The sequence below is a fragment of the Alkalibacterium iburiense genome (genome assembly GCF_039521845.1).
GTDB classification, from domain to species: Bacteria; Bacillota; Bacilli; order Lactobacillales; family Carnobacteriaceae_A; genus Alkalibacterium; species Alkalibacterium iburiense.
In genome coordinates, this window is record NZ_BAAACW010000016.1 from 18847 (window position 1) to 40311 (window position 21465).

Annotated in this window: 19 protein-coding genes, 1 riboswitch and 1 other annotated feature; of the genes, 2 read left to right on the forward strand and 17 right to left on the reverse strand. The window is 37.6% G+C overall.

Translation table 11 applies throughout. From position 1 onward, the window contains the following. Window positions 1-7: 7 nt before the first annotated feature. The 6 genes from ABDZ53_RS00785 to ABDZ53_RS00810 all read right to left on the reverse strand — a co-directional run bounded on the left by ABDZ53_RS00785 (window position 8) and on the right by ABDZ53_RS00810 (window position 6148). Window positions 8-586 (reverse strand): V-type ATP synthase subunit E family protein, encoded by a 579-nt coding sequence (locus ABDZ53_RS00785; RefSeq protein ID WP_343752997.1) that lies wholly within the window; start codon window positions 584-586, stop codon window positions 8-10. A 109-nt stretch (window positions 587-695) separates the two neighbouring features. Then, a complete protein-coding gene (locus ABDZ53_RS00790; protein ID WP_343752999.1) occupies window positions 696-1172 on the reverse strand; it encodes a V-type ATP synthase subunit K in 477 nt (158 codons plus the stop codon). A gap of 33 nt (window positions 1173-1205) precedes the next feature. Then, window positions 1206-3158, reverse strand: a complete 1953-nt coding sequence (locus ABDZ53_RS00795) for a V-type ATP synthase subunit I (protein ID WP_343753001.1) — start codon at window positions 3156-3158, stop codon at window positions 1206-1208. After that, complete coding sequence (locus tag ABDZ53_RS00800) at window positions 3118-3471, reverse strand: hypothetical protein (protein WP_343753003.1); 354 nt, start codon at window positions 3469-3471, stop codon at window positions 3118-3120. The genes ABDZ53_RS00795 and ABDZ53_RS00800 overlap by 41 nt, the downstream gene beginning before the upstream one ends. 38 nt (window positions 3472-3509) lie before the next feature. Then, window positions 3510-3555 (reverse strand) — a sequence feature (sodium ion sensor (DUF1646 type); this cis-regulatory element may regulate processes involved in with the transportation of sodium ions). Between the two features lie 163 nt (window positions 3556-3718). Then, window positions 3719-5119, reverse strand: coding sequence for an ISLre2 family transposase (locus tag ABDZ53_RS00805; protein WP_343753005.1), 1401 nt, complete (start codon window positions 5117-5119; stop codon window positions 3719-3721). A gap of 147 nt (window positions 5120-5266) precedes the next feature. Then, window positions 5267-6148, reverse strand: coding sequence for a DegV family protein (locus ABDZ53_RS00810; RefSeq protein WP_343753007.1), 882 nt, complete (start codon window positions 6146-6148; stop codon window positions 5267-5269). Window positions 6149-6389: 241 nt separating this feature from the next. Between ABDZ53_RS00810 and ABDZ53_RS00815 the strand changes: the two genes are divergently transcribed. Next, window positions 6390-6710, forward strand: coding sequence for a hypothetical protein (locus ABDZ53_RS00815; RefSeq protein ID WP_343753009.1), 321 nt, complete (start codon window positions 6390-6392; stop codon window positions 6708-6710). A 52-nt stretch (window positions 6711-6762) separates the two neighbouring features. Here the strand turns inward: ABDZ53_RS00815 and ABDZ53_RS00820 are convergent, their stop codons facing one another. The 7 genes from ABDZ53_RS00820 to ABDZ53_RS00850 all read right to left on the reverse strand — a co-directional run bounded on the left by ABDZ53_RS00820 (window position 6763) and on the right by ABDZ53_RS00850 (window position 14752). After that, window positions 6763-7455, reverse strand: a complete 693-nt coding sequence (locus tag ABDZ53_RS00820; RefSeq protein ID WP_425541662.1) for an ABC transporter permease — start codon at window positions 7453-7455, stop codon at window positions 6763-6765. A gap of 1 nt (window position 7456) precedes the next feature. After that, window positions 7457-8419 carry an osmoprotectant ABC transporter substrate-binding protein gene (locus tag ABDZ53_RS00825; protein ID WP_343753011.1) on the reverse strand — a complete coding sequence of 321 codons (963 nt, stop codon included), beginning with the start codon at window positions 8417-8419 and terminating at the stop codon, window positions 7457-7459. A gap of 9 nt (window positions 8420-8428) precedes the next feature. Beyond that, a complete protein-coding gene (locus ABDZ53_RS00830; RefSeq protein WP_343753013.1) occupies window positions 8429-9073 on the reverse strand; it encodes an ABC transporter permease in 645 nt (214 codons plus the stop codon). A gap of 1 nt (window position 9074) precedes the next feature. Continuing rightward, complete coding sequence (locus tag ABDZ53_RS00835; RefSeq protein ID WP_343753015.1) at window positions 9075-10253, reverse strand: betaine/proline/choline family ABC transporter ATP-binding protein; 1179 nt, start codon at window positions 10251-10253, stop codon at window positions 9075-9077. Between the two features lie 491 nt (window positions 10254-10744). Next, entirely contained in the window at window positions 10745-12199 is a 1455-nt protein-coding gene (gene cls, locus ABDZ53_RS00840; RefSeq protein WP_343753017.1) for a cardiolipin synthase, read from the reverse strand. A gap of 67 nt (window positions 12200-12266) precedes the next feature. Beyond that, window positions 12267-12860 carry an energy-coupled thiamine transporter ThiT gene (gene thiT / locus ABDZ53_RS00845; protein WP_343753019.1) on the reverse strand — a complete coding sequence of 198 codons (594 nt, stop codon included), beginning with the start codon at window positions 12858-12860 and terminating at the stop codon, window positions 12267-12269. Between the two features lie 86 nt (window positions 12861-12946). After that, a riboswitch (TPP riboswitch) is annotated at window positions 12947-13053 on the reverse strand. Between the two features lie 16 nt (window positions 13054-13069). Further along, window positions 13070-14752: a ribonuclease J gene (locus tag ABDZ53_RS00850; RefSeq protein ID WP_343753021.1), complete on the reverse strand. Its 1683-nt coding sequence runs from the start codon at window positions 14750-14752 to the stop codon at window positions 13070-13072. Between the two features lie 172 nt (window positions 14753-14924). On the opposite strand from ABDZ53_RS00850, the gene ABDZ53_RS00855 reads away from it, so the two are divergent. Beyond that, window positions 14925-15911, forward strand: coding sequence for a biotin--[acetyl-CoA-carboxylase] ligase (locus ABDZ53_RS00855; protein ID WP_343753023.1), 987 nt, complete (start codon window positions 14925-14927; stop codon window positions 15909-15911). Between the two features lie 5 nt (window positions 15912-15916). On the opposite strand, the gene ABDZ53_RS00860 is transcribed toward ABDZ53_RS00855, so the two are convergent. The 4 genes from ABDZ53_RS00860 to uvrB form a co-directional block, all read right to left on the reverse strand. Beyond that, window positions 15917-16504 (reverse strand): TraX family protein, encoded by a 588-nt coding sequence (locus tag ABDZ53_RS00860; protein WP_343753026.1) that lies wholly within the window; start codon window positions 16502-16504, stop codon window positions 15917-15919. 98 nt (window positions 16505-16602) lie between these two features. Then, a complete protein-coding gene (gene pnp, locus ABDZ53_RS00865; RefSeq protein ID WP_343753028.1) occupies window positions 16603-18714 on the reverse strand; it encodes a polyribonucleotide nucleotidyltransferase in 2112 nt (703 codons plus the stop codon). Window positions 18715-18928: 214 nt separating this feature from the next. Continuing rightward, entirely contained in the window at window positions 18929-19198 is a 270-nt protein-coding gene (gene rpsO, locus ABDZ53_RS00870) for a 30S ribosomal protein S15 (protein ID WP_343753030.1), read from the reverse strand. A gap of 170 nt (window positions 19199-19368) precedes the next feature. Beyond that, window positions 19369-21351, reverse strand: coding sequence for an excinuclease ABC subunit UvrB (gene uvrB / locus ABDZ53_RS00875; protein WP_343753032.1), 1983 nt, complete (start codon window positions 21349-21351; stop codon window positions 19369-19371). Between the last annotated feature and the right edge of the window lie 114 nt (window positions 21352-21465).

Consider the following 21465-nt stretch of genomic DNA (forward strand, 5'->3'; position numbering starts at 1 on the left):
CTCCTCTCTAAAATAAGTGATTAGATATTTCCGGAAGTATTTCGGGTTTAATATCTTCAACTAAAGAATCAAATAAAAAGTTATAGTCAATACCCTCTTTTTCAATAATCAGCCCAGATTTTTTAGAAACAGTGTTTTCCGATAAATCAACAGTTAAATGACTTGGGACATTTTGTGACAACCAATTCCTATCTATTAAATCCGCTGATTTTTCTCCTAAAGAAAGTGTCAATACACTTCCTGCATCGAAACGGTTAAGAACTGATTTTGTAAACCCCTGGAAAGTTAAAGCATCTATATTATCCAATTCTTCTATGGCATCTAAAAAAACCTTATTCAATAGTTCTTGCTTAGCTGCAAGTAGCTCGTTTCTTTTTTGAATTAATAGGGTATTTTTTTTAATTTCATATTCTCTTCGGTATTCTTCTTCTATTTCTTCTTTTAATTGCTGACGAGTAGTGACTTCTTCGGCTTCATATGCTTGCAAATCGTCTTCAGCTTTAACTTTAGCTTGTTCTACTCTTTCACGTATGGCCGCTTTTTCTTTTTCAACCACACGTTCTGTTAATAGCTTTAAATCAGCCATGGTTTGCCTCCTTTTCTGATATAAAATGAAATGAAAGAAAGGAATTCAGTCATTTAAGCAAAAGGTCACTCCTCTTTCACAGAATTAATCCAAATTCCTTTAATTCATATTATAAGAATATAATCATCATTAAGGATGTAACGAAACCTAAAATAGCATATGTTTCAACCATTGCTGAATAAATAATCCCTTTTGTTGTATGTTCTGGCTTTTGAGCTAAAATCTGCATAGCTGCAACTGATACTCTACCTTGTAAAGCACCGGAGGTTAACCCAGTAAATCCTACAGGAAGTCCAGCTATTAAATAGTACCAACCAGTAGATGGATCGATGTTAGTGGATAAATTAATGACAATTAACAAACCGATAACGAAACCGTATAGACCCTGTGTGGCTGGTAGCATTTGAAGTACCAAAGCCATACCGAATTTTTCCGGCTGTTCCTTTGTCAAAGCTGCAGCTGCTTCACCAGCAGCTCCTACACCTCTTGATGAACCGATACCTGATAAAATAACAGCAAGTGCTACACCAATTGCTCCAAAAACAAATCCTAAGTTCTCTCCGAAAAATAGTACAAAATTATCCATTATTGTTTTCCTCCATTAGTTATATAGTATAAATTAATCATTTTTTATGAAGATATGCTTTTCTAACGTTTTGAACGGTGATAATGGGCGACCGCCACCCTCGTAGAATTTTCCAAAAAACTCTACATACTGAAGACGAGATGAATGCACATAAGCACTCAAGAAGGTTAAACCGATGTTTAGGCCATGCAACACAGCAATCAAGGCTAATCCTACCGTAAATCTAGCAATCGGAGGAAGGAGGCCCACAATCATATTAAAGGCCATTCCTATATTAGCACTCGCAACAGCTAGAGCCATTAAACGTGTATAACTGACTACATCACCAATATAACCCGTCACACCATAAATATTATAAGCTCCTAACCCTAATCCTAACGCCTTATTAGAGTTGGAAATCATTGAGACAATAAGGATACCAACGACATTTATAACAGCCAATATTATACCTGCTTGAGATAGTAACGGACTGTCCCATACCATCGATCCAACTACCCACAAAATAATGCCAACTAATATCATTGCCCAGGCAAAACCATCTACATAAGAAGAGGCTTTGTCATTTTGCTTAGATTTCATCACTCCTGTTAAAATCAATCCGTAAATCAGCTGAATTAAACCGAGTACGACAGATAGTCCCATGACGACGAGTATATCATCTTGTAATGAAAGGACATTAAAGGGTAGCTCTGCGCCAAAGAAACTTCCGAAGAATAAACCAAACCCAATTGTGGCATAAGAATTGACATGCAAAAATTTCATAAATCTCTCTGCACCACTTCCCAAGTTAAAAGCTTTGAGCGAAAGAAGGGTTATGGCAAATAAAAGAATCCCGTATCCTAAATCGGCACTCATCATCCCAAAGAACACAACGAAAAATGGCATCATGTGAGGGGTTGGGTCAATCCCATCGTATTTAGGGTAACTAAACATCTCAGTAATCATTTCAAATGGTCTAACCAGTTTATGGTTTTCAAATACAATAGGAACTTCTTTATATTCTTCAACCTCAATGTCATCGGTTAAAATAGCTACTTCACTTTCGCCAATAGTATCCCAAACATTTTGTATTAAAGAATCTGCTTTGGATGCTTCAATCCAACCAGTTAAAAGGAATAGATGCTGACTATCAATAAATAAGCTTTTAGCTCTTTCTCGTTCAGAAATATTATAATAATATTCTTCACTTAACTCTAAATTTCTATAAACATCTTTCCACTTTTTCATTTCTTTTTTGTGTGCTTCGAGTGCCTCGTATTTTTCTTTTTGAGTTTTTAGATTTCTGTACAAAGCATCTTCTGGCAGCACATCATACTGGTAGTTTAACTCTCTGAAGCTGTATTGGGTAATAATTTGAGAGAAGGACTCTTTTTCACTTTTAGGCATAATCATAAGGTATGCCACTTGGTCTCTTCGTCTGAAGATTTCTTCGAAGTATATCTTTCCATTTTCTTTTAAAGAATCAATTAAAGGATCTTCATGCTCGCTGTCAAGTGAACCCGCTATAACGTGCATAAATCTAAAATTGGCTACTTCTTCTGGTAAAAACTTTAAAGGGCGCCATTTTCTTAAGAAATCTTCTTCTTGTTTTAAATCCTTAATTTCCTCTTCAAGATCATTCAATGCTTTTTCTTTCCCTGTTACTTGGTTTATCAAAGCATCTGTATCGATGGATTCGATGTGTTGTTCTAATTCATTTAGAGTTAATACATCCCTTTTAGACTTTAACTTTTCAAAGAGTCCTGGTTGAGATACGTAACCTTCTAAATAATCAATAGCATACTCTATATCCTGCAACGTTGATTGAAAATCAGATTGGTCAACAGGCGAGGTGGCTGTTTCGAAATTTTCCAATAAGGCTTCCTCAAGCTTTTCAGCAATAGGAATAATTTCTAAACTTTGCATTTCTTGAACACTTTTTAAAAGAGTTTCTTTATGTTTATGTTCAGCTAATAGTGTTAGCTTTTTCATTTTCGCTATTGCCATATCGACGCAACACCTCCTCCGCTATCCGATTGGCTAAATCATTCTTTTTCTCTTCATAAGCTAGTTCGTATTGCTTCTCAGTTTCTGCAACATCACGTTGGAATGTCTCTTTGTCTCGCTCTAAAAATTCTTGCATTTCATTTTCTTTTTCTCCTCTGTAGGCATCAATCTCTTGTTCGGATTGTTTACTTCTTTTTTGAAGTTCACTCTCACTTTGATTATTAATCTCTTTTATATCTTCTTCAGCTCTTGCTAAGAGTTGTTCCACTCTCGCTTCAGCCTCTATTACATAATTGATAGCTTCTCGATTCATTATACTCCTCCTTTCAAAAAAGGGCGCAACTAACAAGCTTCTTCTCACCCCAGAAGAAAAAACCTTGAAAGCTAACGCCCAACCGATAATGTTTTATTAAGTTAACACTGTTAATATTAGCATATAATAAAAAGATATGTCAACTTATAGTGTGCAGCAGTATGTGTCAATACTTTGGCGGAAACTTTTCTCTAGAGATGGTAACTCTTCAATTTTAATATTAAAATGGCTCATTCTGTGTGTTTCATTACCCAAACATTTTCTTCAGTTGTCCCATTGGACTTGATGTGGAACTATAATTAGCTATTTCACCCATTTTAACCCCTATAGAAGGACGATGAATCTTTTTCAAAACAGCTCTAACAGCCCCTTTAAATTCAGGGACAATGGTTTGTTCAAATGCAGGTAGTTCCGCTCTCAAAGCTTCTAAAAGCGTTCCGTTTTTACGAGCTGAAATAATGGAAGCTAAGTTTCCAGCCCCTTTGGCTGAAAATCCACGCCCTTGGCGTTTCATACGGTAACTGTAGGGACGATGATTACTTTCACAAATACCTATTCCATTTTGGACAGGTAAGTCTCGCATTTTCAAGGGACAAACACTTTCCCAATTGCGTTCTAAATAAGCCCCTAATAGACGGAGATGTTCTTCTTTCTCAGTTCTTGTCTCTTCATCTTCTATGCGACTTTCTGTCGTCGCCAATACGCTAAGAACACGTTCTTTATCATAGGCACTCACAGCTTTTCTCATTTCAATAATCATAGGCTTATCAAAACTTAACCGTTGGTTTATTTTTTCATTCACATGGTAGGGATCTCTAAAGTGTTCATGCTTTTTGCATTTTCCAATAATCTGCTCAAATTTATCTTTTTCATACCCGCTGCCGCCATCACTGTTGGATACGATGATTGTTTCCCGAATATCATACATCGCTTCTAACCACTGCCCAGCTCGTTTAAAGGCTTCTTTACTAGATACTGTACTTTCAAAAACTTGGGATCCAATAAGGACTGGTCGCTTTTGTTTTCCTACGTACGTCACACCTTCATGAAATTGAACACGATGAAGCTCAGGATTTTTCTCGCCTCTTCCTTTTAGTAATAACCCGTCGCCTTCAATAAACAGCACAGGCACTTTCCTTTTTTCTTTTTGGGGTGTTTCAATATGACTCGGAGCTTCATCCGTCCATTTTTGAACTTTCTCACCTGTTTTTTGAACCATTTTATGAACGGTTGTATGACTTACTTGAAGCGGAGTTAAGAGGTTAATGGCATCAGCCGCCTTGCGATACACACCATCGGAGGCAACCTTAGCGGCTTTCATTTCAACTAAAGGTGAATAGCGAATATACTCTTCTAAGCCGATGGCTTCATCTAATGGTACAATGCTTTTTTCGCCATCTTTTCTCATGCGTCGTCGCCTAATCTCAACAGCCCCGTATGAGAACTGAACGGTACGTTTCATTGTTTTCTGTATATCGTATCCTTTTTCTTTATAAGTATGAATTAATTCCAAATCAATCATCTCGATTGCTTTGGAAACCAGCTCACACATGACTTTTGGAAGGTATTGATCTAATCGTATTTCACTGTCTAATAATGTTTCAGAATTCTTTAATATACTGGCAATTTCTGCTATAATTTGATTCATAAGAAGACCTCTTTTCTGGATTTGTGGTTATCTCTAGATTAAGGGTCTTCTTCCTTTTTGTCTACTTTAATTTCTTACCCTACTATTTTACTTTCCGACAACTATTTTACACATAGTGTGCAGCAAGAGACTTTACATTCTAAGCTTTCAGAGTTTCAATGTAGACCTGTTTTGACCATAACTGAATACGGACAATGAACCGAATCCCGTATGTGCAGCTACAGTAGGTCCATAACTTGAAATAATGATTTCTTTAGGCTGTATACGTTCCAGTATTTTTTCTTTAATATACTCTGCTTCTTCAGGGACCCCTACATGCCCTATCATTAGTGCATGTTCTTCAGGGTCTTTTATATACTTGATCGTTTGATCAACAAGATAATGGATTGATTTCTTTCTTCCTCTAACTTTGGAAAACGGCACAAGCTTCCCTTTCTCATTCATAGTTAGAATCGGCTTGACACTAAGTAAGGAACCTACTGTTGCTGCAGTAGAAGATATTCTTCCGCCTCGTTGCAAGTGCTTGATATCATCCACGGTAACCCAGGAATGATAGTTTATTTTCTCATCTTCTACCCACTGAATGAGTTCTTCTTTCGACTGACCTTGTTCCTTTTTTCTCGCCGCCTCCAAGACAATTAACCCTAACCCCAAGCTTGCTGCATGGGTATCTATTATGGTTAAATCTATTGAGTCATACTCATCTTCCAGCATTTTCTTTGCCTGCACCGCGTTATTGTATGAACCTGATAAAGCTGATGACAGAGCAAGATAAACAATTGGTATGCCTTGATCAATATACTCCTTAAATTTTTCAATATACTGATGCACGTTTACCAAAGAAGTTGAAGCTGTCTCACCATTTTTCAATCGTTGAAAGAAAGATTGTTTATCAAATGATTGACCCATATCATCGATTAACTCTTCTCCACTTATGTTAATGGTAAAGTTGACGATATCTAAATCATACGTGTCAACCCATTCTAAAGGCAAATCACAACAGGAATCTGTTATAAGCTGATACCTCATTCTTTTCACTCCTTTTTTTAATACACTATCTATTATACGATTATTAGCCTTAAATAGAAATAGATAGAACTATAATCAGGTTTACTTTTTAGGTGGGCTACTATGTTTTTCCAGACAAAAAAAGACTAAGTCTTCTTTAATAAAGTCCCAGAAAAATAAAAAGTATAATTTTAAAATTTGCAGTTGACGAATGAACGTTCGTTCTCTATACTAAAGGTAACATATGTTCGGGGAGGATAATATGAGTAAATTTAGTTCAGAAAAAGCGATTATTGTTGATTACTTAAAAAGAGGTTACGGCACACTAATGGCACCACTGTCGAAGGTTCAACCTCAAATGCCTAAAGAACAGCTGGTCTATTTTTTAAAACAAGCAGTAAGTAAGAAGGCGTCTATCACCGTTCAAGTAAATCCTACGACTCATCAAAACAGCATAAGTGAATTCACAGGTATCCCTTATTTCTCTCCCACTTCAACTCAAGTGATTATAAAAACTGGAGATAATCGAACAACCTACTTACTTAATGCGAGAGATATCAGACATATTAGATTAAACAAATAAAAGCTTTATAGGATCCTTTTTAAGGGCCCTATAAAGCTTTTTGCTTACCTTCTTATTTTCTCACTCGGCTCGATGGATCCAATTTATTTTCTAACCATTGTAAAATAATATCTGCTACAATAGCCATCAATGCCGTTGGGATAGCACCCGCTAAAATAAGGGCTCCTCCATCTGTCGCATTAATTCCTCGTTGGATAATATCACCTAAACCACCTGCACCTATAAATGTTCCAATCGCAGCTATACCGAAAGCCACTACCAGAGCATTACGTAAGCCGGATAGAATAACGGATAAGGCCATCGGCAATTCCACTTTAAAGGTCAGCTGCATACGGGTCATTCCCATACCTTTTGCAGCATCTAATAAAGCATTGTCCACACTAATAACTCCTGCGTAGGTATTTTTTATGATAGGTAAAATAGAATATAGGAAGACAGTAATAATAACCGTGTTCACTCCAATTCCCAGACCAATCATTAATAAGGCTAACATCGCTAAAGACGGTATCGTCTGCAGAACGTTGGCTATTGAGACAACCCACTTGGCCAACTTGGCATGACGAGCAATGTAAAACCCTAGAGGGATGGCAATAATCGCTGCGAACAGCACCCCATATACTGAAACTAGTAAGTGTCTAACAAATTGATCCCATAAATATGAGCCATTTTGCTGGACATAATATATGAGCTGTTCCCATATTGACATATTAGATATTTCTTCTAACCCTTCAAAAACTTCTAACATATTATTGCCCCCCTTCCACTGGCTCTAAAAACGGCTCTTTATCTTCAAAATAGTTGTTCTCTTCTAAAAATCGTTGAGCTACTATCGCTGGTTCGATTAGATAATCATCAGAGATAAAATTTAATTCCTGCATGGTATCAGTGTCGATTGTTCCTTCTAATTTCAAAAGGATATCGTCCAGCTCTTCATAGGCCTCTAACACACTGTAAGCAGCTATAGGGCTTCCGTCATATGGCGGGAAGAAGTTTAAATCATCTTCTAGTACCTGTAAATCATAACTCGCAATTCGCCCATCGGTTGAATACCCCAATACGACATCCATATCTCCAGCCGCGAGAGCATCGTAGACTAGTCCGATTTGCATTGGATAGATGTTTCCAAAATCAAATCCATAATGTTCGACAAATGCGTTATACCCATCACCTTGACGTTCCATCCAGGTTGTATCCACCCCAGCAGTCACATCATCCGCAATCGCTTCTAAATCAGATACGGTTTCCAGACCATGTTCTTCTGCAAAATCTTGTGAGACTAAAAACGCATAGGTGTTTTCAAACCCGTAAGAAGGATAATATTTAACATCCATTTGGTTTTCAAATTCTTCAGTCACGACTCGACGTGCTTCTTCAGGGTCTGTAATAGGATCCATTCCTAGTTCCCCCGTTAATGACGTTCCTGTATAGGCTAACCCACCTACATTGGCATCGCCTTGGTCAATCGCTAAGCTGACCATAAATGTAGAGCCTAAATTCTGAATCACTGTCACTTCTGTATCAATATAATGCTCAATCATGCCCTGAACAATATACGTTACAATGATAGGTTCCGTATTCGCTGGTGCCGCCACAATAATCCCTTCTTCGTCAATCCCGCCTGCTCCAAGTCCCGGAAGAGCACAGGCTGACAACACGAGTGACAACACAGAGAGTAAACCCACTTTAAATCTCATATTCATTTTTTTCATAACTTATGCCTACCTCTCTAATCCGACGTCTTTTAAGTTTATAGGTGTGACGTAATCTTCCAGTTTGCCTAATAGATAATCCACTAATAGAGCTAATATCGTAACTGGTATGGTTCCACCAACAATGAGCGAAGGAATGTAGAGACCCAGTCCGCTGAAAATAAAGTCTCCGAGTCCACCTGCTCCTATATAAGACGCTAATGTCGTCCATGCAATAACATACGTACCGGATAAACGTATGCCCGCCATTATAACCGAAGCAGCTTGTGGCAATTCGACTCTGCGAATGATTTGCCATTCAGTCATGCCCATTCCTCTAGCTGCATCGACTAAGTCAGCATTGACATTTTTTATTCCCGTGTAGGTGTTTCTTAAAATTGGAAGCAATGAGTAAATAAATAATGCTATAATCGCTGGAAACTGTCCGACCCCAAACAAAGGAATCATAAAAGCTAACAAAGCCAGCGAAGGAATCGTTTGAAGAATGGAAGCCACACCAATAACGTAAGAAGCGACTTTTCCAGCTCTAGTCAGTAAAACACCGAGAGGAACAGCGACGATGACACCTAAGCCTAAGGAAATCAAGGAGATGTAAATATGTTCCCAAATCAGGCGAATCATTTCCATTCCATATTCTGATAGGAATTCCAACATATTAGACGCCTCCTTTTTCGACTTCTAAAGGATCTGTTTTTTCTAAAGGCTGGTTTTCTCCTTCTTCATACTCTCCCCAAATCGTGTCATATACAATGTCTACTAAAGAAGCACGTGTGACTAGACCTTTTAAGTGTCCGTCATCATCTAGTACAGGGATATGTTTAAATCCTCTTTTAAGCATTCTATCTGCAGCATCTCTCAGTAAAGTACCTGATTTAACATAATACACTTGGTTCATGATATCTCTAACCAAAGCAGATTTATCTCGACTTCTGTTAATATCTTCAAAATCAAATACACCGTGTAGCACTTTTTGGTTATCTGTTACAAACAACGTATCTACTCGCTTGTCTCTCATCACACGAATAGCATCAGCTATACTAAAATCAGCTGTCACAGTGACAGGGTTTTTAATCATAACCTGATCGACTGTCTGCATCGTCTCACGCTGCTGCAAACGATCTTCTCCTAAGAAGCTCTTAACAAAATCATTTGCAGGGTTAGCGATAATATTATCAGGAGTATCATACTGAATGACTTTCCCTTCAGACATGATAGCTATTTTATCTGCTAATTTAATTGCTTCATCCATATCATGTGTGACAAAAACCACTGTTCGTCCCATTTCAACTTGAAGGTGCTTCACCAGTTCTTGTAAGGCATCTCTTGTGATAGGGTCCAAAGCTCCGAAAGGTTCATCCATTAATATGATATCCTGATTCGCTGCTAAGGCACGGATAACCCCAATACGCTGTTGCTGGCCACCAGATAACTCTTGAGGATAACGATCTAAGAAATCAACAGGCATATCTACTCTATCAAGTAAATCCTCCGCTGTTTTTCTCATTTTTTCTTTATCCCATTTGAGTAATTTAGGCACCATAATAATATTTTCATAGACCGTCATGTGAGGCATCAAACCTGTTTGCTGAATCACATATCCAATTCGTCTTCTTAGTTGGACCGCATTCTCATCTTTAATGTTCTTCCCATCAATTAATATGTCACCTGAAGAGGATTCGACCATTCGATTAATCATCCTCATAGTGGTCGTCTTTCCACTCCCAGAGGTTCCTATTAAAACGACAAATTCTCCTTTATTAATCTTTAAGGATATATTGTCTACCGCAACTGTATTGTCGTCATAAACTTTTGACACATTCTTGAATTCAATCATATTCTTTTCTCCTTTTATTATTATTCTAAGTAAAAAGTCATAAAAAAAACTGTGTGAAGTCCGAGAAGGTACTGTACCCAATCTATAATTCTTCCACACAGAAACGAAGACCATTTCATTTCTCTTTTTTTATTTTCCTTGCTGCATGACATACCTTGTTGTTTTCTTCATACAACCGTATGCAGAAATCACCGTCTCTATTTATTGTTACAAAAAGGTGACACGAATGCAAATGATTAGGTTTCCCTCATTTAAGCGCAACATGTAAGGGATGGAAAGGGTTGCAACCGCCAATTTAAATAATATTTTTTTGCCGAATTAATGAGAAAAAGATTAATAAGGAACCGAAAAAATGCTTTTTCTTACTCTTTTAATTTATGCAATCGGGATGCATAGTCTTAGCGTCATCAAGTTAAGAGACATATTTTAAGGATTTTTTCCTCTAACAAAAAATAGACTGGCCTATGTTCTGCCAGTCTACACTCAAAATCTTATAAAATGGGAGAAAACAAACGGCTAAACTGCTGTTTGAAAATTTCCCATAACGAATAATTTGAAATGATTTCTTCCGTCAAAAGATAAGATTGTTTCACATCTTCATTAAAAATATCCACTTGTTTTTTAGCTAACATCCGGTCATATATAAAGGCATTTACTTCGAAATTTAACTTAAAACTCCTAATATCAAAGTTTGCTGTTCCTACTGATAAGATTTCTGAGTCTATGACTATTGTTTTCGCATGTAAGAAGCCTGCATCGTAAATATAGACCTCTGCCCCACTTTCTACTAATTCTTCGGCATAACTCAGGGTCGCTCGATAAATAAACGGGTGGTCTGGCTTATTTGGTATCATAACTTTGACATCAATTCCTGAAAGAATCGCAATCTTAATTGTCTCCATTAAAGCTTCATCTGGGATAAAATAAGGGGTTTGAATGATAACGGATTTCTTAGCCATACTAATCATTTTAATAAATCCTTTTTTAATGGATTGTATTTCATTGTCCGGCCCACTTGATACAATTTGCATATCTGTCTGACCTTTCATAGGGGAAAAAGGAAAATACATGACATCATATTGGACATTATGATTTTTTACAGATGCGTTCCAGTCAACTAAGAAACGTGTTTGTAAGGTCAATACCCCATTCCCTTCAATACGTAAGTGAGTATCTCTCCAATACCCCATTTCTGGATATAAGCCCAGATAGTCATCTCCTACGTTAAATCCTCCTGTATACCCTACTTTTCCATCTATGACCACTATTTTTCTATGGTTTCTATAGTTAAGCCTCAAGTTAATCAGGAAGAAGCGTGAACCGAAGAAAGGCTCCGCTTGACCCCCATTTTTTCTTAGGACATCAAAGAAGTTCTTTTTTAATAATCTGGCTCCTACTGGATCATAAAGTAACTTGACCTCTACTCCTTGCTTAGCTTTTTCTTCAAGAGCTTCCACAATAGCTGTGCCAATTTTATCACTTCTAAAGATATAGTACGTGATATGAATATGGTGTTCAGCATTTCTAATATCTTCTAACAAACGTTTAAATTTCTCTTCTCCATCACTAATGATTTGGACGTCATTCCCCTTTGTTAATACCGCTTCATTTGTTTCTAAAAACAATCGCACCATCTCAAAGGTTTTTTCAACATACTGGGATTCTGGAACGTCTAAATCTTCCGTTTCAGCTAAATCTTTTTGAGCTTTCACCAGTTCAGACATGCCAATTCTTTCTTGAGACTGGATATCAAATATATGTTCCTTTGATATCTTTCTTCCTAAAAATAAATAGATCACAAAGCCAAGGCCTGGGAGCATAGATATAACAAGCAACCAAGCCCAAATAGCTGCTATGTCTCTTTCCTTTTCTTTAAATACAGTATAAATGGCTAGGAGGGAATTAAAAAATATAAATATAATAACTATCGTTGCTAGAATATGCATGAGATACACCTCATAGTCTTTCCTCTTTTTGTTTCTATTCAGTGTACCTTAGTTTCACTCTCCCTGTCTACTTATACTGACTTTGGCTTTTTATCTTAGCTAGTTTTGGGATAAATACTAATGGAGATTTATTTAATAGGATCAGTAAGACCGACGTTGCCACGAAGACTGTAGCCAACATACTTAAGGCATTCATCACTAGCGAAAAAGTCATAGCACTCATTCCCCATAAGGCATAGTCACCCCAGAAAATCCAACCAGCAATAAAATGCCAAAACCATCTAGCTGTTGACCCAACCAGTGCAGCTATTATGAGATAAAGTTGAGCTTTTTTCATACGGCCCGCTCGAATCGCTGCCAGTATATCATTACTAAAATAACCCGCTAGACCCACGCTGGCATAAGTGATGGTATATTCGATAATAACCTGATACACATTCAACATGTAAGCCGATCCTGTGACAAAATGTAAAATCCCCCAAAGAAAGCCAGCAAATATGCCGGGTAGAAGTCCCCGACGAATGGTATAAAACAATAAGGGAATCATCCCTAATGATACTGAAAAGGAAGATCCGATACCTGAAGGAATAAAGGATAACACGATAGCTAAAGCCGCGAACAAGGTTCCTTCCAAATAAGTTCTTAATTTTTCGTTTTGCATAAAAAACTCCTCCTCTAGTAACTACTGTCTAGGGAGGAGAAAATAATCAAACGGAGGGCACAAGAAACTATACTTTAAGTGCTCTTTTTATTTTCGAAGTACTCTTCCTACGCACGCATGAACGTACAGGTTCAAAGGGTCTGAACGATTAGTTCACTCTCAGCCGATTCTATCGACTCCCCTAGTACAGTAATACTATTTAATTTTAATTAATTTATAAAGCGACGGTTTTGGTTGACTTCCATAATGACTGGCAGGATGATAGGACGACGTTTGGTTTTCTTGAATAAGTGATTATTTAACGCGTCTCTTATTTCCTGCTTAATGGATCCCCAATCAAAATCATTGTGCTCTAAATTCTTTTCTACAATCTTTTTAACGATTTTATTGGATTCATTGATTAAATCTTGACTCTCTTTAACAAAGACGAATCCTCTAGTAACGATATGAGGGTTAGAAACAATTTTCTTTTTTTTGCGGTCTATTGTCACAACGGCTACAAAAATACCATCTTCTGATAGTAAGCGACGATCACGGAGAACAATGTTTCCAATATCTCCGATTCCTATCCCATCAATTAAGGTATTGTCAGCCGACACTTGTCCGCTTTGCAGGAGTCTGTTTTTCTCATAACTCACCACATCTCCATTGCTTAAAATAAAGATGTTCTGATAAGGGATGCCCGTTTCATTAGCTAAGTTAGCATGAGCCGATAGCATGCGGTACTCCCCTTGAATAGGTATAAAGTAGTCTGGCTTCAATAAATTAATCATGAGCTGTAAATCATTTGGCGTAGCATGACCAGATGCTTTCAAGTGGCTAGATAATGATGTCACTGTTGCGCCAGCTCTATAAATTAAGTTTTCTGTTTCAGCTACTGTCACTTCCATGGAAATAGATGGGCTAGTGGCAATAAATACCAAGTCCCCTTCTTTTATATTCACTTGTTCATGGCTTCCTACCGCCATGCGATTTAATGTCTTGATCGGTTCGCCAGCCGTCCCTGTTTCAAGGACTAATACTTGTTCATCCTCATATTTGTGGATGTTTTCAACTGGAACAATGAGATTATCATCAGGTAATGTTAACTTATTTAATTCCATAGCTGTCTCTAATATAGCCTCGAGATTTTTTCCCGTAATAAACACTTTTCTGTCTGACGCATGAGCAGCATTTAAAATCTGCTGAATTCGCAGGATATTACTAGCAACTGCAGCTACAATGATACGGCTACTCGTGTTTTGGAAAATATCTTGAACTTCTTCTTGTACTCTTTTTTCAGACACATTTTCTACTGGACTTTCTGCATCACCTGAGTCGCTCAACAAGGCCAAAACGCCTTCTTTTCCTAGGTCTGCAATTTGTGACAAATCTGTGCTGTATATTGTCTGAGCACTCTGATCAAATTTAAAGTTTCCAGTATAAACAATATGTCCCTTTTCAGTGTGCACGGCGATTCCCATAGAATCAGGAATAGTATGGGTAGTACGGAAAAACTTAATGGTTGTCCCATTAAAATCAATTTCTGTTTTTTCATCAATGACGTGATAATCATCAAAATCGGGTCTGACATTTGATTCTTCGACGAACAGTTTGGCCAAGCCTATGGTTAATTCTGAACCAAAGACTGGGACATTGAAACTATCCAAGAAATAAGGAAGGGCTCCAATCGCATCCTCATGTCCGTGTGTTAAAAACACACCAGCAATTCTATCTTTATTCTCCTCTAAATAAGTGAAGTCAGGTATGATTGCATCAATACCGAACAATTCATCTTCTGGATACATTAACCCACAGTCTAAAACAAATAACTCTTCTCCAGATTCAATAACATATAAATTCTTACCGTTTTCTCTTACTCCTCCAAGAGGAATAATTTTAATATTACTCACTATTTTCCACCTCTAAATCAGTTTTGTCGTTCGTTTTTAATAGTATTTTTCACCTATGTAATTATCCGTTCATTTTTTCAGTAAATTTAGTATAGCATAGATGTAGGCAAATTCCTACTTATCCAGTATACTGAAAAAGACGCTTACTCGTCTAACATCTCAGGAGGTACACATGACATTAGACCAGCACTTACTCCAAATTTTAATTGATACTTATCCAGATACAGTCTCTTTTGAGTCTTTTTCAAGGCAATACACGTGCTCAAAAGAAGACTTTTTAGAAGCCAGTCGTATCTTGAAAAACAAAAAATACCCAGTTAGTTATACAAATAGTTCTTTATATCTTACTCTTCCATTAATTTCTAAATCCAAATTGAGTCGTCTAACTCAGCATACAAAAACCCATCATCCCTTTATTGTGAAAGAAGCCATTCCTTCGACTAACACGTTTGCTCTCAATTCTTTTTCCTCTTTTGAAGAAGGTTCGGTTATCCTGGCTCATCATCAAACGAAGGGAAAAGGAAGGCTGGGTCGACAATGGTCTGCAACTATGGGTAAGTCGATTGCTCTCTCACTTGTTTTGAGACCGACTATTGACTCCCAATCGCTCCCTCTGTTTACGCAGCTAACCGCAGCAGCTCTCTGCCAAGCTTTAAAGGCATACGGAGATACCCAAATTAAGTGGCCCAATGATATTGTCTTAAATGGAAAGAAGGTTGCCGGAATATTAATTGAATCCCAATTTCAAGAGAATCGATTGGAAGGACTTGTCATCGGTATTGGTATAAATACCCACTTGGAGCCTGATGATTTTGAGGATTCTCTTCTTCACAAAGCAACGTCTCTAAAAATCGAGACTAAACAAACCGTTGATCCTAATGTGATTATTGCAGATTTTTTAATCGAGTTTGATCAGTTCTATACCGATTGGCTGGAAACACGTCAGACTTTTCCTTTTATATCGCTATGTAAAAAGGAGTCCGCTTTACTTGGAAAAGAGATTCATGTCTATTCACCTAATGAGCCTCCTAAAACAGCAACAGTTAAAGATATTAATGAAAAAGGAGAGTTAATCGTTCACTATCAAGGCCATGCTCAGCTAACTCCCCTACAATCCTTAGATTTTTCTGTCCGAAACAGTCAAAATGGCTATATTTAGTTTTTTTATATAGAGGCTATGAGTATGAGAAGCAGTTGATGTAAAGGATAAAAGAAATAGAATGAATACTTTGGCAATATAGGCAGTTTGACATCCAACGGTTTTATGAATAATGGCAACGCGAGTAAAGAGAATAATTGAACCGTTGAGCCTACAAGGAATTGAACCACTAAAGAAAATAAAACGCCTTGATACACTTTTTTGTTTTTCAACCAATAGAGTGCCCAACCGAATAAAAATCCATAAATGCTGTATTCTACGAATAAACTGATTAGGGCAAAAATGAAGATGTACCGTTTGTATCTGATGGATAAAGAAAATAAGAGAAGTAAAAATAATACATTAAATGAATGAGGAGTCACTGACATTGAGAGGACACCAAGGAGAAACAAACGCATCGCATATTTTTTGTAATCTTTTGTTCGCTCTGTTCCTTCAATCGTACTATAAAGAAAACAGGGAAAAGCGATTCTTCCTATGATTCGTAAAAATAAATACCCTGGAAATAAAAAAACACCAATATGATCAATGGTCATAGTTACTATACCTATCCATTTAATCGTATTTAACTTATGATCAAACAGTTGAGTCATCTTTTATCACCCTTTTGTTTTATAAATCTTATAATAGAGTAAAAAAACACGCATGTACTCCATCTTTTCATGAGCACATGCGTGTTTCCATTAGTCGATTATTCTTCTTCTTTGTTATTTAAAACTGCTTTACGCGAAAGATTCACTCGACCTCTATCATCGATTTCTGTTACTTTAACATCTAGTTTATCTCCAACAGAAAATTCATCTGCTACATTCTTAATGTACTTATCTGATAATTCAGATACATGGACTAAACCGTCTGTTCCTTTAATTATTTCTACAAAGGCACCGAATTTTTCGATTCGTTTAATTGTACCCGTATATACTTTTCCGACTTCAACTTCTTCAGTCAGTTCTTCGATAATTTCTATGGCTCGTTTGATGCCTTCTGCATCTTGGCCATAAATGGATACATTACCTTCTTCATCAATATCGATTTTAACGTTCGTTTCATCAATAATGTTATTGATGGTCTCTCCGCCTTTACCGATAACAACTTTGATTTGATCAGGCTTAATTTTAATAGACTCAATCTTTGGTGCATACTGACTTAATTCCGCACGCGGTTTATCAATAGTTGCTTCTAAGTTATCTAATATAGCTAAACGTGCGACTTTAGCTTGAACTAAAGCTTCTTCGAGGATTTCTTTAGTAATCCCTTGAATTTTAATATCCATTTGTAGTGCAGTAATCCCTTCACGGGTACCCGCTACTTTAAAGTCCATATCACCCAGGTGATCTTCTAAGCCTTGGATATCAGTCAGAACAGTATAGTTGTCTCCGCTCATAACAAGTCCCATAGCAATTCCGCCTACAGGATTTTTAATCGGTACACCTGCATCCATTAACGCTAATGTTCCAGCACAGATACTGGCTTGAGAAGAGGAACCGTTAGATTCCAATACTTCAGAAACGATACGAATAGTATACGGGAAATCTTCTTCACTTGGGATAACAGGGTACAAGGCTCTTTCACCCAGTGCTCCGTGTCCAATTTCTCTACGGCCTGGTGCTCTGGCACGTCCAACACTTCCTACTGAGAATTGAGGGAAATTATAGTGGTGAATGAATCGTTTGCTGTCTTCACTACTTAATCCGTCCAAAATTTGGTGTTCGTTCAGTGGTCCCAGTGTCGCAACTGATAAAGCTTGCGTTTGCCCACGAGTGAATAAACCTGATCCGTGAACACGAGGCAAGAACTGAACTTCAGACTCAAGGGAACGGATTTCATCTGTTTTACGTCCGTCTGGTCTGGTGTTTTCTTCTGTAATTAAACGACGCACTTCATCTTTTTCTAAATCGTCCACAATAGTTTGAACATCTTTAAGAATTGAAACCAAGTCAGCATCCTCTTGGTATTTTTCAGTATAAGCGTCTAAAATCTTCTCTTTCACTTGCTCCGTTTTTTCTGCTCTTTCCTGTTTATCAAACGTTTGAATAGCTTCTTGCATTTCTTTATTATAAGTAGCTGTAATTTCTTCTTTTAAGTCTTGATTAGGTAAAATAAGCGTGACAGCCATTTTTTCTTGTCCAACAGCCGCAGTGACCTCTTCTTGGAAGGCAACTAAATCTTTAATAATTTCATGTCCATAAAGTAAAGCTTCAAGCATATCTTCTTCAGGTACTTGGTTCGCTCCACTTTCAACCATGTTAATAGCTTCTTTTGTTCCGGCTACGGTTACTTCAATATCAGAAGCTTCTAACTCTTCTTCGGATGGATTGACTATAAATTCTCCGTCGACTCTCCCGATTGTTACTCCAGCTATTGGTCCGTTGAAGGGGATATCTGAAATACAAAGAGCTAAGGATGACCCTAACATAGCTGTCATCTCTGGTGAGTTATCTGGGTTAACAGATAAGACAGTATTGGTAATCTGCACTTCATTACGGAATCCTTCTTCGAACATAGGTCGAATCGGTCGATCAATTAAGCGAGCCGTTAACGTCGCGTTTTCTGAAGGACGCCCTTCTCTTTTAATGAATCCTCCAGGAATCTTTCCTACAGAATACATTTTTTCCTCATAGTTAACAGTCAATGGGAAGAAGTTCATGGTACTTGGTTCTTTACTAGCAACAGCTGCCGTTAAAACGACTGTGTCTTCATAACGAATTAAAACTGCTCCATTAGCCTGCTTAGCTAGCTGACCAATTTCTGCTGTCAGTTTGCGTCCGCCAACTTCAGTAGTAAATACTTGTTTTTCTGACATAGTACTCTCCTTATTATAGTTTTAACAGGATGCCAGACCTACTAAACAAATGTCAAAAACCAAAGAATGATTCCTCACATTTGTATAGTAGACAGACAGGCGTCCTGTTGACTTATATTATTTTTATAAAAAAGCGAGATTCATTAGAATCCCGCTTCTGTCTTTCTTAATTCATTTCATCTATACAAACAAAGTGTTTATATTGATAAAAAAATTAACGACGTAATCCTAGTCTTTGGATTAATTCACGGTAACGAGCGATATCTTTGTTACGTAAATAAGCCAGTAAGTTACGACGGTGACCAATTTTTTTCATTAGTCCGCGCATTGAATGAAAATCTTTTTTATGCGTTTTTGCGTGTTCATTCAATTCATTAATTTCTGCAGTTAAGACTGCAATTTGCACTTCTGGAGAACCAGTATCTCCTTCGTGAAGAGCGTATTCAGTGATGATTTCTTGTTTTCTCTCTTTAGAAATTGCCATTTTTTCCACCTCTTTCCTTTATTTGAATCCATTTACTGAGTAAGCGTTGGTGAGACGACAAACCAAGTAAAGGTCTATGCCTCATTTCTTCAGCACATTGTAAAGAGTACACTACTTAGCTTTAAAAATCAAGTAAATTAATCGATTTTGAAATCATTCAAATAGAAAGATTACATGTATTTTGTTTTCAACTCCATGACAACATCTCGTAAATCGGCTGCTTTTTCGAAGTTCAAATCTTTTGCGGCTTGTCTCATTTCTAATTCCATTGTTTCAATTAACTCCAGACGCTCTTGTCTGGATAATTGTTTGATCGTTTCTTCTGATAAGTCTTTCTCTTCTTCTTCAACCGCCGTCGATATTTTAATCAGGTCGCGTACTTCTTTCTTGATTGTCTGAGGAGTGATACCATGTTTTTCATTGTAAGCTTCCTGGATTTCTCTCCTACGTTCCGTTTCATCAATCGCTGACCTCATCGAGTCTGTAATCCGATCAGCATACATAATAACGCGTCCGTTCTCATTACGAGCCGCACGACCAATCGTCTGAATCAGAGACCGTGTACTTCTTAAGAATCCTTCTTTATCGGCATCTAGTATGGTCACTAGGGATACTTCCGGTACGTCCAGTCCCTCACGCAATAGGTTAATACCAATTAATACATCATATTTGCCTACCCTTAAATCTCTAATGATTTGAGTTCTTTCCAGAGTTTTGACATCACTATGAAGATAAGCGACTTTGATTCCCACTTCTTTCAAGTAGTCTGTTAAATCTTCTGACATTTTTTTCGTCAGTGTCGTAATAAATACACGCTCATTTTTTTCGACTCGCTGGTTAATTTCTTCTATGATATCGTCAATCTGTCCTTTAATTGGACGGACTTCCACAATCGGGTCAAGTAAACCAGTCGGACGAATGATTTGTTCGACAATCTGTGAAGACCGATCCACTTCGTAATCTGCAGGTGTAGCCGAGACATACGTAATTTGCGGGACTCTCTCTTCAAACTCTTCTAACCTTAATGGTCGGTTATCTAAAGCACTAGGCAAACGGAAGCCATGATCAATCAGCTGCTGTTTTCTGGCTCTGTCCCCATTATACATGCCTTTGATTTGAGGCATCGTCATATGTGACTCATCAATGATAAATAAAGAATCCTTAGGAAAGAAATCAAGTAGCGTATAAGGGGCTTCCCCAGGTTTTCTTCCATCGAGGTGTCGGGAATAGTTTTCAATTCCTGAACAGTACCCCATCTCCATCATCATTTCAATATCATAGTTGGTTCGTTGCTCCAAACGCTGCGCTTCAAGCAGTTTATTGTCTTTACGTAGCTCTTCTAAACGCACTTTTAACTCTTTTTGAATCGAGTCAATAGCTGAGCGTGTCTGTTCATCATTTGAAACAAAGTGAGTAGCTGGAAAGACAGCCACATGAGACAAGTCAGCTTTCACTTCCCCTGTTAAGACATCCACTTCTCTGATTCGGTCTATTTCATCGCCGAAGAACTCAACTCTGACCGCTTCACTTTCTCGAGAAGCTAAAAAGATTTCTACGATGTCTCCACGCACTCTAAAGCGTCCACGTTGGAAATCAATATCGTTTCTTTCAAATTGCATCTCTACTAATCGAGTCAGCAAAGCTTCTCTACTAATTTCCATACCAGAACGTAAGGATAGAACGTGCTCCTTATAATCGGCTGGATTAACTAACCCGTAAATACAGGAAACAGAAGCGACTACGATGACATCTCTTCGTTCGAGTAACGCACTGGTAGCTGAGTGGCGTAACTTATCAATTTCATCATTAATGCTCGCGTCTTTTTCAATAAAGGTATCCGTTGAAGGGACGTAGGCTTCAGGCTGATAATAATCATAGTAACTGACAAAGTATTCAACGGCATTTTCAGGGAAAAATTCTTTAAACTCCGTATAGAGCTGTCCGGCTAATGTTTTATTATGGGCCATAACAAGCGTAGGCTTATTAACTTCCTGAATCACATTCGACATCGTGAACGTTTTTCCTGTTCCTGTTGCGCCCAATAGAACTTGTTCTTTCTGGTTTTCCTTAATTCCCTTTACCAATTTTTTGACGGCTTCTGGCTGGTCCCCGCTAGGCTGATAGAGAGATTTTAATTTAAAGGTTTGTTCCAAAGTTACAGTCTCCTTTCACTTGCATTTTCGCTTCCAGTTTACCATAAAAAACAATATGATTGCTTCGCAATCTAAGCCATGACAGAAAAGAGAGAGTATCCTATAATTAACATA